At 36.7% G+C, this 470-nt stretch carries 1 protein-coding gene; it reads right to left on the bottom strand.

The features are described from left to right. Nucleotides 1-24 precede the first annotated feature (24 nt). A complete protein-coding gene (locus EZV76_RS17950) occupies nucleotides 25-423 on the bottom strand; it encodes a hypothetical protein (RefSeq protein WP_201741891.1) in 399 nt (132 codons plus the stop codon). Nucleotides 424-470 lie beyond the last annotated feature (47 nt).

Here is a 470-nt window from a genome sequence, read left to right as displayed (position 1 = left end):
TTTCGAAAAAAAGAATCAATTTCTTTATGCTTGTTCCAGAAGTATAAAGCGTTCCATCTGTTCCTGAATAGCTRCTTTCAAAAGGGCTTCTGCTTCTGCGTTRAATGTWTTGCTAGAAGATRTGATTTCTTSGAACTGGGGTTTATTAGTTCTTAAGTAAGTACGTAACTCAACAAGAAATTTCCTTACCTGTCCAATTTCTAATGAATCAAGATAACCRTTTGTTCCGGTATAAATAGTCATTATCTGWTCTTCYACCGTAAGAGGAGCKGMTTGRGATTGTTTRAGTAATTCRCGTAATCGTTGACCTCTTGCCAATTGATTCTGAGTAGCTTTATCRAGATCAGAAGCGAATTGYGCAAAGGCTTCTAATTCYGCRAATTGTGCYAATTCCAATTTTAATTTRCCGGCTACTTGTTTCATAGCTTTAATYTGAGCTGCCGATCCKACTCTRGAAACRGAAATACCCA

The organism is Flagellimonas alvinocaridis, from assembly GCF_004916895.1.
In the GTDB taxonomy this organism is placed as follows: domain Bacteria; phylum Bacteroidota; class Bacteroidia; order Flavobacteriales; family Flavobacteriaceae; genus Flagellimonas; species Flagellimonas alvinocaridis.
This window is presented reverse-complemented; position numbering and strand designations above follow the sequence as displayed.